Annotated in this window: 9 protein-coding genes and 2 pseudogenes; 6 read left to right on the forward strand and 5 right to left on the reverse strand. The window is 47.8% G+C overall.

Annotated elements, in window-relative coordinates; all coding sequences use genetic code 11:
- The first annotated feature begins 31 nt into the window (after window positions 1-31).
- The 6 genes and pseudogenes from IFO68_RS18380 to IFO68_RS18405 all read left to right on the forward strand — a co-directional run bounded on the left by IFO68_RS18380 (window position 32) and on the right by IFO68_RS18405 (window position 5,027).
- A complete protein-coding gene (locus IFO68_RS18380) occupies window positions 32-700 on the forward strand; it encodes an SDR family oxidoreductase (protein WP_192017271.1) in 669 nt (222 codons plus the stop codon).
- An 81-nt stretch (window positions 701-781) separates the two neighbouring features.
- Window positions 782-1,969 carry an MFS transporter gene (locus IFO68_RS18385; protein WP_192017272.1) on the forward strand — a complete coding sequence of 396 codons (1,188 nt, stop codon included), beginning with the start codon at window positions 782-784 and terminating at the stop codon, window positions 1,967-1,969.
- A 79-nt stretch (window positions 1,970-2,048) separates the two neighbouring features.
- On the forward strand, window positions 2,049-2,678 hold the full coding sequence (locus IFO68_RS18390; RefSeq protein WP_192017273.1) for a GrxB family glutaredoxin: 630 nt from the start codon (window positions 2,049-2,051) through the stop codon (window positions 2,676-2,678).
- Window positions 2,679-2,688: 10 nt separating this feature from the next.
- Complete coding sequence (locus IFO68_RS18395) at window positions 2,689-3,780, forward strand: alkene reductase (RefSeq protein ID WP_192017274.1); 1,092 nt, start codon at window positions 2,689-2,691, stop codon at window positions 3,778-3,780.
- Between the two features lie 11 nt (window positions 3,781-3,791).
- Window positions 3,792-3,990 (forward strand): annotated as a pseudogene (locus IFO68_RS18400) (IS3 family transposase); the annotation flags it as partial.
- Window positions 3,991-4,031: 41 nt separating this feature from the next.
- Window positions 4,032-5,027: a GlxA family transcriptional regulator gene (locus tag IFO68_RS18405; protein ID WP_192017275.1), complete on the forward strand. Its 996-nt coding sequence runs from the start codon at window positions 4,032-4,034 to the stop codon at window positions 5,025-5,027.
- Window positions 5,028-5,339: 312 nt separating this feature from the next.
- Here the strand turns inward: IFO68_RS18405 and IFO68_RS18410 are convergent, their stop codons facing one another.
- The 5 genes and pseudogenes from IFO68_RS18410 to IFO68_RS18430 form a co-directional block, all read right to left on the reverse strand.
- A complete protein-coding gene (locus IFO68_RS18410; protein WP_192017276.1) occupies window positions 5,340-7,337 on the reverse strand; it encodes a hypothetical protein in 1,998 nt (665 codons plus the stop codon).
- Between the two features lie 340 nt (window positions 7,338-7,677).
- Window positions 7,678-7,863, reverse strand: a pseudogene (locus IFO68_RS18415) (IS66 family transposase); the annotation flags it as partial.
- A gap of 144 nt (window positions 7,864-8,007) precedes the next feature.
- Window positions 8,008-8,454, reverse strand: coding sequence for a hypothetical protein (locus tag IFO68_RS18420; RefSeq protein WP_192017278.1), 447 nt, complete (start codon window positions 8,452-8,454; stop codon window positions 8,008-8,010).
- 164 nt (window positions 8,455-8,618) lie between these two features.
- On the reverse strand, window positions 8,619-8,957 hold the full coding sequence (locus tag IFO68_RS18425; protein ID WP_192017279.1) for a hypothetical protein: 339 nt from the start codon (window positions 8,955-8,957) through the stop codon (window positions 8,619-8,621).
- Window positions 8,958-8,959: 2 nt separating this feature from the next.
- Window positions 8,960-10,890: DUF6862 domain-containing protein (locus tag IFO68_RS18430; RefSeq protein WP_192017280.1), on the reverse strand; the 1,931-nt coding region annotated here is incomplete at its 5' end.

Raw genomic sequence — 10,890 nt, forward strand, 5'->3', positions numbered from 1 at the left:
CCCCATCGAAACAAGATTGGAGAAACAAATCATGAAAACAGAAAAAACCGTTTATGTCGTACTGGGTGGCACATCAGGTATTGGTGCTGAACTTAGCCAACAACTTGCAAGCGAAAATGCGGTTGTCCACGTAGCCAGCCGTAAAACAGGTTTAGACCTCAGTGATGAACAATCGGTTTACCACTACTTCGAAACCATTGGTGCTTTTGACCATCTGATCGTCACAGCAGGTTCTTATGCTCCTGCGGGCAAAGTGATGGATGTGGAAGTATCCCAAGCAAAATACGCTTTTGATACCAAATTTTGGGGCGCCATCAACGCAGCTAAACATGGAGCACGCTACATCAAAAAAGGCGGCTCAATCACACTTACTTCCGGCATGTTATCTCGCAAAGTTGTCGCGAACACCTATGTAAAAACCGCTATTAACGCTGCCATTGAAGCAACCACGAAAGTACTGGCGAAAGAATTGGCTCCTATCCGAGTGAATGCGGTCAGCCCGGGTTTAACCAAAACCGAGGCGTATCAAGGCATGAACGAAGACGACAGAAATGCCATGTACCAACGCACGCAAAATAGCTTGCCAGTAGGCAAAGTTGGCGAAGCCAGTGACGTTGCAAAAGCTTACCGACTTCTGATTGAAAACAGTTACATGACTGGCGCCGTAATTGATGTCGACGGTGGTGCACTGCTTGGCTAACACCAAATAGAAACAAGGTGCCATCGCAACAAAAATGCATGGCACCAATGGGTTCAAACTAAATAAAAAAAGAGACTCCCCATGAATAAAGAAAAAATGCCGCTGCAGGTATGGGTCTTAACGCTTGCAGCTTTTGCTATCGGTACCGCGGAATTTGTTATTGCAGGAATTCTTCCTCAAGTCGCCAACTCATTGTCCATCACAGAAGGGCAAGCGGGTTACTTAATCAGTGCCTACGCGCTTGCCATTGTGTTTGGCGGTCCACTACTTACGATTTACTTTGCACGCTTTAACAAGAAAGCCGTGCTGGCTGGGCTAATGGTGTTGTTTATCCTCGGCAACATATTGTCTGCTTTCGCACCAAACTACTTTGTGTTGATGGTAAGCCGAGTGATCACTGGCTTGGTTCAAGGTCCTTTCTACGGCATTGGTGCCGTGGTAGCGACCAATTTGGTTTCAGAAAAAATGGCAGGTCGCGCGGTCGGACAAATGTTCGCGGGATTAACATTGGCTAACGTTTTAGGTGTGCCTGGCGGTACTTGGATTGGCTTGCAATTCGGCTGGCACACCACTTTCTTAACCGTTGCAGCTTTTGGCTTAGTGGCTCTGTTCTTCATCACTTCAGTGGTCAAATCGACCGGTCATGGCGAAGCAAAAGATGTCAAAGCGCAATTGGCAGCGTTCAAAAACCCAATGCTACTTATCAGCCTTGCGATCACTGTATTTGCTTGGTCGGGGTTCATGACTTTGTATGGTTACATCGCCCCTATCGCCATGCACATCACTGGCTTTGGTGAAAGTGCGGTGACTTGGATTCTGGTTATCGTTGGCGTCGGTCTGATTGTTGGTAACACCATGGGTGGCCGTTCATCAGATAAAAACCTACAAAAAGCCTCCATGTTCTGGGCTATCGCGATGATTGTTTCACTAATACTGGTCGGCTTAACCGTAGACAACAAAGTACTGTTCATCGCCACCGCCTTTGTGTTTGGTATTGCTTCATTCGCTAACGTACCAGCGATGCAGCTTCGAGTAATGAACCACGGTGGTGAAGGCCAGGAATTAGCGGCGACGGCAAACATCTCAGCGTTCAACTTAGCCAATGCCTTTGGCGGTTTCTTAGGCGGTATGGTGCTCGATAGCCAAATGGGCGCGGGCATGATCCCTTACGCAGCCATCATTGTTCCGCTGATTGGTTTGCTATTCATCGCCAAGGCGAACCGCAAAGAAAGCAAACAAGCCGAGTTAGCTCCAAGCTTCAACAACTAATTTCATCCCTACTGGTAGCCCTGACTTAACGCCTCCCGAACAAGCGGGGCTGTCCAATACGAATCAATAGGAAAACACTATGAAACTCTACATTTACGAACATTGCCCATTCAGTGCTCGCGTCCGCTATGTTGCTGGCATGCTGAATATCCAACTCGACGTCATCAATATTGCTTATGACGACGACAAAACCACAACGGACCTGATTGGAACCAAACAAGTACCACTTCTTATCAAAGACAACGGTGAAGCGATGGCAGAAAGCCTAGATATCATCGCTTACTTCCTTGAACTGGCTACATCAAGTGAAACAAGCCAACCATCTCAGCAAGCGTTGGATTGGCAAAAAATTGCGTTTCTTCCACTGCAGAAAGTGGGTTACCCACGTTGGTCAAACATGGATTTACCAGAGTTTGCCACTCTGTCAGCGCAACAAGCTTGGCGCGCCAAAAAAGAAACTGCCGCACTCAATTTTGATGCGCTCCTACAAGACACACCAAACATTGCCAAAGAGGTAGAAGCGCTCATCAAAGGTGCGAAAAGCGTGTTGAATCTCGATGCCTGCCAGCATGTGACTTTGGTAGACGAAGCCATCCTGTTTTCTATTTTGCGTGGGTTCTTTAGTGCAACAGAAATCCAATGGGACAACACAGTGAAAGATTGGGTGGAATCTGTAAGCAATAAAACCCAAGTACCACTACTTCAGTAAGGAACCGACCATGAGCAAACTTTTTGAACCAATACAGTTAAAACAACTGGCTCTACAAAACCGCGTGGTGATGGCACCAATGACCCGGGCACGCACTAGCCAACCGGGTAATATTCCAAACCCAATGATGGCGACTTACTACAAGCAACGTGCGACTGCGGGCTTAATTATCTCTGAAGCCACCCAGATTTCAGACGATTCACAGGGGTACTCGTTCACGCCAGGCGTATACACCGATGAGCAAGTGGCAGGCTGGAAAGCAGTCACTCAAGCAACAAAAGAACAAGGTGCTGCAATGTTTTGTCAGTTGTGGCATGTGGGCCGAGTATCGCACCCAACATTCCAAAAAGGCGAACAGCCTATTGCCCCATCGGCACTCAAACCGGTAGAAACCCAAGTGTGGATTGCCGACGAACAAGGTAATGGCAATATGGTCGATTGCGTAACGCCACGAGCCATGTCCCAAGCCGATATTGACCGTGTGGTGAGTGATTTTGCCTATGCCGCTAAACGTGCGATTGAAGCCGGCTTCGATGGCGTCGAAATCCACGGTGGCAATGGTTACCTGATTGATCAGTTCCTGCGTACCAACTCAAACCACAGAACCGATAACTTTGGTGGTACTCGCGAAAACCGACTTCGCTTTTTATTGGAAGTGGTCGATGCGGTGAGCGAAGCCATTGGTGCCAACAAAGTGGGAGTACGACTCGCTCCTTTCATTACTTTTAAGGACATGAACTGTCCAGATATTGTGCCGACTATCCTCGAAGCATCGAAACAACTTCAAGCTCGCGATATTGCGTACCTGCACCTATCTGAAGCGGATTGGGACGACGCTCCAGTGATTCCAGAGAGTTTCCGAATCGAACTGCGCGAATACTTCACAAACACGATTATCGTCGCAGGCAGTTACACCCAAGATCGCGCTGATGAGGTACTTGAGAAAGGTTATGCTGATTTAGTGGCATTCGGACGCCCATTTGTTTCTAACCCAGATTTGGTAGCGCGCTTAAAGCAACAACAGCCTCTGGCTGAACTGGACGGCTCAACGCTATTTGGTGGCAACGAGAATGGATATACGGATTATTCAGTACTTGATTGAATAATTGATTCTTTACTAGAGGCCTAAAAACGGAGTGGATCCCAGTATCGGGTTATCAAGCTCTGCCGAAGCAAGAGGAAATATAACTCGTTACATTTCCTCTTGCTATTACAGCCAACTCAGGCCTCATCAGTATAACGAAGGGCTGACTCCCAATGAGTCTGAAGGCTGTATTGCGAAATACTCTAAACTGCGGCCAATTTTAGTTGACCACTACAGTTATGACTGACTCAACAAGGGATCTCGAGCTGATGGTAGAACCTAGCAAACCTTTACGTATCACCGCTTTATTGCTCAATAACGTCCCAAGCACCGCGATAACCGGTCCAGCAGAGATGTTAATGATCGCCGCCAAACTAGCAGGGCTTCCCAAACCAGAAGTACATTATATTTCCCCGTACGATACGCACATTCAAACCTTTGCCGGATTGACGATTGCCTTTCCCACACCATGGCAGCAGGTTGATAAAACAGATATTTTCTTGCTCGGTTGCTGTGGCGAGCCGAGTGATGAGACCTACCTGCTGCCAGAGACAATCAAAACATGGTTGACGCAGCAACTGGTTGATAGCCAATATGTCGTTTCCTTATGCACGGGCACTTTTTTATTGGCAGAGCTGGGGTTGCTCAATCATCGTAGCGCCACCACCCACTGGGCACATGTAGCGTACTTTCGTGAACGCTACCCCAGTGTCAAGCTGATGCCCCACCTAAAAATCACTCATGAGAGCCCGTTTATCTGCTCGTCGAGTGTGCGGGACTATTACGACGCCACTTTGTTGATAATTGATGATCTGTTCGGCAGTGAGCATCGTACGCGCTGCGAGCGCTACATTGGGGGCGATATTTCCTGTATGACGCGGATCTGCCTGACCAGTTTCGGCCAATATCGGCAGCACAATGACACTCTGATCCATGAACTGCAAGACTGGATGCATCATGAACATCCAGGCAATCTGACCGTGGCGCGATGCGCGAGCAAGAGTTTTTTGAGCGAAAAACAGATGACGCGACGGTTCAAAGCGGCAACCGGCGACGTTCCGGTTAACTATATTCAACGTCTGCGTCTCTCTTACGCACGGGACAAACTGAGTACGACTAAGTTGAACATTGAGACCATCAGTCGCCAGGTGGGCTACAGCAACATCAATCATTTCCGATTACTGTTTAAGAAATTTTATGAAATGACGCCAACACAATACCGTAAAGTTACACAGTCATATTGTGAACACAAACCCGCCCACTGAAGCCGGGCCCTATCCGTCAACGTTCGATCAAGACGACCTTCTCACCACGAATGATTTGGTAAACGGCTATCTTGTGTTGGCGTAGGTGCCCCCCAGAGATCTAGTGAGTTAGAATGCTGACAACGCAACCTTAAGCCTTTGATACGTTCTCATGCAGCACTGCACAATTACCAAGCGAATATTACCTCGCTCTGCCAGATCTCTTCTTAGTAGGCTGGCCACTCTCGCATAAGGCCCCTTAAAAAGGCGAAAAGAATGAGCCCACATCTTGCGAACTCATCCTTCACTCCATTAAAAAACATCAAATAGGAATTAATGTCCAGGTCCGAACCCTGCAATACAGTCAATAAAGTCTTTAATACTTATCTTACTGCCCTCTAGGTAGTCAGTCACGATCGTACATTGGTTGCCGACCGAACTGGTCACAGAGGTGTCACTGCCTCCAAGCGCTGAACCACCAAAGTAATCAAAATTACTCACTGAGTTTTCAACGTTTGGTAGCTTGCCATTGAAGCCAAAGCTCTTGCGCAACTTGTTGGCCGACTCTTTGGTGTAAACAAAGACCTTGCCCGTGTCCGTCATATCCGGTTTATCATAACCCGGCGCAGAAAAGACCATCTGAATCGTCGGATCTTGAGCATCTAATGCGGTTACCGCCGCTAGGTTGGTCCCAAACGCATCGCCCCCATGCACGCTCGGCGCTTTCACATACTTGAAGAAGCTGTACGCCACTTTGGTGTTAGCGTAATTGTTGTCGTTGTAGATGTAAGCCGCCCCCGAATCCAGAGCCTGATTGTTGGTCAAACCGGGGTTTTGACATGGGGCTTTGTTGTTTGTGCCATCCACATGCGTGCCGCAGTTATCTTCACCAGGCGCACCGATCATCAGACCACCCACACTGTCGATGAACAAGTTAGCGCCGAACTGATCGTTCGCGTCAGGGTTTGGCGCTTTGATGTAGGCCACTTCCTTCAAATTGGCATTGTTGTCATCGTAAGCAAACACATAAACCGCGCCAGACTTGCCAATCCGGTTGTCCAATTTGACGTTACTGTTAAGCGGCGAGTTACCACAAACACTTTCACCATTGATTTTCTTGTTAGGGTTTTGCAGCGCCCCATCAATCCCTGCTGAGCAGCCAGACTCCCCTGGCGCACCAATCACGATTTTGTCATCTTGATGATCAAACGACAGTGCGCTGCCAAACAAATCCCCCGCGTCGGTGTTTGAGGCTTTAATGTACTCTTTCAGCACCCACTGCCCATTCTCTCGCGCATAGTGATACACAGCCCCAGAATCCCTCGCCGAGTTATCCCACAGGCTTGGGTTAGGATTTGTCCCACACACGGAGCCATAACCAAGGCGTTGATTTGCGTTCGCCCCCTGGCCACCCACACCGGTACCGCAGTTATCTTCACCCGGGGTACCCACAAGCAGTTGATCCCCATCGGAGTCCAATGCCAAGGCAGAACCAAACATATCACCAGGATCGGTGTTTGGCGCTTTTAGGTACGCATCCAGCACCCAAGTGTTGTTGCTTTTTTTATAGATGTACACCGCCCCTGAGTCTCGGGCACTGTTGTCATCCATACCCGGGTGTACGTACTGGCCGCAGACCGAGTGACCACCTAGACGCTGATTCGGATTGTCGCCCGTGCCTCCAACACCGATGCCGCAGTTGTCTTCACCTGTTGCGGCAATAGCGATGGTATTACCATCACCACTGATATGGACCACACCGCCAAAGTTATCCCAAAGGCTGGGGTTAGGCGCTTTGATGTAAGTGGTAAAATCAAGCAACTTATGACCTGCACTTGTTTCAAACTGACTGTTGTTTGCAAACTCCCCCTGCCCTTCGAATATATAGGCCGCGCCAATGGAGACGGAATCTAATGGCTGACCAGAATCTGCATTACTTTCCATCCCATACGAGAAACAAGTAACTCTGCTGTTGGTGCCAATGAGGTTGGCGTGTTCGGTCGCCCCAACATTGGCCCCACAGCCCGATTCGCCTGGCGCACCGACCACCAAAACTTGATTGTTCCCGGATAGAATGGCCGCTTCGCCGAACTTATCTGAACTTTCTGCATTGGGGGCTTTAATGAGCGCAGTACCGAGTTGTCCTTGTAGCGTTTTCCATTTGAGGTAAACCGCGCCAGAATTGGGCGCAGAATCTGACCCTGGCTGCGAAGCTAAGCTATCTTCATATGGCGCCCCAACCACTATAGGGGCAAAGCTCGCCTCAGCAGCAAACGGAGCCGACATATAGCCGGCAAGCGATAAGTAAATGATAGATCGTAAGACATTCATAATGTCACTCCAGACTTATTTTCTATGTTAGGTGTTGTTATTTCTTCTTAAAACATGAATAACGAAGTTCACACTATTATTAATAACCCAACCAGCTTATTGATAATAATTATTGTTATTTAAACTTATTTGAAGCAATACACTTTAAATACCACAAAGAAGGTCATGGTTATCATTCGTGCATTCAAGATGCTACTTATTGTATATTAACTATTCAATATTAAATGAGCGAGATGTCGGGTATCGGATGGGTATTGTGCGGAATAACAGTGTATTTTACTGATGCAATCAATATTTCATTGGGCAATAAATACGTAACCATTCACCAGTGGGGCATTGACTAGCCAGTAGCCAGCCCGAACACATCCGGGTACGGTTGCTTTCGGTTAACAGCCGTCACTATATCGCTGATGGTATCTAGCGCTGACATCCCGCGTTTCTTGCAGGTTTCGACCACCGACAGAACCCGCGAGCGGAACTGCTCTCCCCGGTGGGAGCTGGTGCGTTGCAACATCAAAACTGACCCCGTACTGAATTTTTTTAGGAAGCGATTTTTGCAGCCATTCCAAAATGTTTGTTTAGCCCATGATTTAGGCATTGTCGCAGTCACGGTATTAGGTAACGAGTTTAGATGTTGTAAAGCTGCATTAATATCTGAATCACTAGTTGCTTACTTCGCAGAGCCATGTAATTCCCCCTTAATGGTTGTTTTTTGATTAGGGCGAAAGAATATTTTTACTAACCGCCACGCGTCCTGCACTTTACTCTTGGAATAAACGCCAAGCCTTACAGCTATTAGTGATGGAAGAAATCCAAAAAAGAGAACAGTAGAAATTAGAGATAAAAACATTGGCAAAGTGATGAACCACGGCTGTACGTTAAAGGAGCCGATTATCATCATGCTGCCTATCAATGAAAGCAGCCCCAAAATACCAGTACACAAGTTAATGAGTAGTTCCGTTCGTTCTTGGCTTGGAAAGCGCTTTACGGCAACAATGAACGCAACCAGAAAAATCCCGCCGCCAAAAAGTAACAACATATTCTTTAAACCAGAAAGATGTGAGATTGTCTCTGACCACCAATTAATAAAGTCATCAGGGATAACTGCATTCAACATGCTTTTTGGGGCGTATGCTACTGGGTTAACTAAAAATTCATCGGTACAGAACTAGAATCTGACGTTATCCCAGTCGAGCCTCCACTTCCCGAACAGGGTTGATAAATATGTGGATCTGTGACTTATGCTGACACAGAACTATGAACAACCTCAATAGATGATTCTTAATCTGGATACTCGAATTTAGTTGCCACAGTTCCGTCTTCATTGATAAACAGTGTGAACGCATTCCAGTCTCCACCTGTATGTGCTTTCATATTAGCGTGAAGCTGGAGCACTAAATCCTTAACAGAACGCCGAAGTTCTCTATCAAGCGCTGGGAAAAATTCTTCATCACTGGCTACATAACTAAAAGCGGACCCTACACTCAAACTACCATCTTCATAGCCATGATCATATTCAAAGCGACACTTAGCTGACGTGGCATCAACTGGACAGCTCTTCTTCACAACGAGGTAAAGCTGCTCGATCAATTTGCGTTGTTCTGCAATTGGATTATTCATATTTACCCTCCAGCCTGATTTTCAAATTCTTTAGTATACGTTCGACCATTAATTTGATACTCAACTTCAAGACTATCTGGCCTTGGATTGTTCGGGTCGGCCCTGTTCAATCTCACTTTTACACTGCCGACATTATCACCATTTTGTAAAGCGCGATTAATTTCATTTTCCCAACGTTTGTAGGCGCTATTATTGAAATTTTTATCTTGCGGAAAAAGATTATATCGGTCACAAGTTCCCCCATATCGGCACGCCTGAATATGCCCACCAACATCTGTATCTAAGCCTTCTTTTCCAACTGCTGTTTGACGACTATCCCTAGGCATCTTAACGTCAACTGGCGTAAAACTGATTTCATCCACGAAACCGCTTTCATTTGTTCTAAACGTAGTCCCATTATCGAGTTCATACTGAGTATTAGGTAACGGATTGTTTAATGCCTCGTATTCTGGCGTACCTTTAACAGCTTGTGATGAATCAACCTTAACAACAGGTATATCACCAAGCATCCTACCATCAACGTCCCCAACGGCACTACCCAAACGTGTCCCCGACACATCCAAATCCGTAGTCGGAGCTTTATCTAAATGGGGGGCGGGGGCCGGCAGAGCCAGATCTGGCAGGTCAAAGTCCGCATCCATATGCTGGATGTGTTCCTGAGCTTTACCCAGTAAAGCTTTGGCTTCTTCGACCCGACCGGCACTGAACGCTTCTTTGGCTTTTTTCAGCAGATCACCGGCTACCGGTATCAGTCCAAGGCCCGCGACCAGATAGTCAATGCCGCTTTCCGCGTCAACAAAACCCTTCACATCCCCGGCCCCCGGGGTGAATTCCATTAAACCGTCGAACAACGCGTTCAGTTGTGCCTGTTGATTCTGGCGCTCCTCACCGGACGGATCATTCAGCACAGTACGAATGCTTTCCTGCTCCTGCCCAAGGCGAGTGTCGTCCCAGGGTGATGCCCCTTCATCAAACGAATCCAACGCGGCCTGTGCCTTCGCTATCTGTGCCCGGCAACCAGGGCTGCTCATGTCCTTACAAGCCGCCTGAAGCTCTGCATCCCGCATGTGGTCAAGCTGATTGGTCTGATTCAGTTGCTGGCAAGCCGCAGAACCTGCCCCCTGCTGGTTACAACTGGCAAGCAGAGACAGTTTCTTCTGTACTTCTTCCTGATTCAGGTAGTACTCGATACTGCCTGCGGGCAATACCGCTTCATCCGCCAGATAGTTGGAACTGTTACGACTGATGAGTGCTGACTGATTCCCATGATGGCGGTTGATATCTCCTTCTCTAACCGTTCCCAGCCCGCTGTTTTCCAATACAAAGGCGTAGTTGTCCGCTGAATACCCGCCCATCAGGCTGGCGTATTCTTCATTCAGCGTTTTATTTTCCCGGCTGTCTAATCCGCCCTGCGCAACCTGACCATGCGTGACTTCATGACCTAACGTTGTCATGTAGTCCTTCGCATTCTTCATGGTTTCATCATTGATAACGATTTTGCTGGCACCATTACCATTCATGTAATGTGCCCCGTGCGTCATCTTGGTGACAGCAACAACCAATGCCGAATCGATATTAACGCCATACACTTCGGCATAGGCAGCGGCGTACGCATTAATCGCGGCCTGCTTTTCTGAAGCTGTTGCTGTATCCAGGTTATTTAATATGACCGCAAACTTGCCCTCTGCCTGCGATGCAACCAGCTTCTGAACATCCAGGTTTTTCTGGACGTTATCAACATGCTCAAAAGTATCGCCGACAGAGACGGAATCTTTGGTGACCACATCGGCGAGCGAGGACAAGCCAAGTTCATTCCGCTTCACATCCTCGGCAATATTATTGCGGCCTTCTTCCGTCAGCAGGCGGTGGTCGAGGGTGACATCTACATTGCCCTGCTGGCGGTCGACTTCGAACAGGTCGCGGCTGGTAGTGC

The sequence above is a fragment of the Photobacterium arenosum genome, assembly GCF_014841115.1.
In the GTDB taxonomy this organism is placed as follows: domain Bacteria; phylum Pseudomonadota; class Gammaproteobacteria; order Enterobacterales; family Vibrionaceae; genus Photobacterium; species Photobacterium arenosum.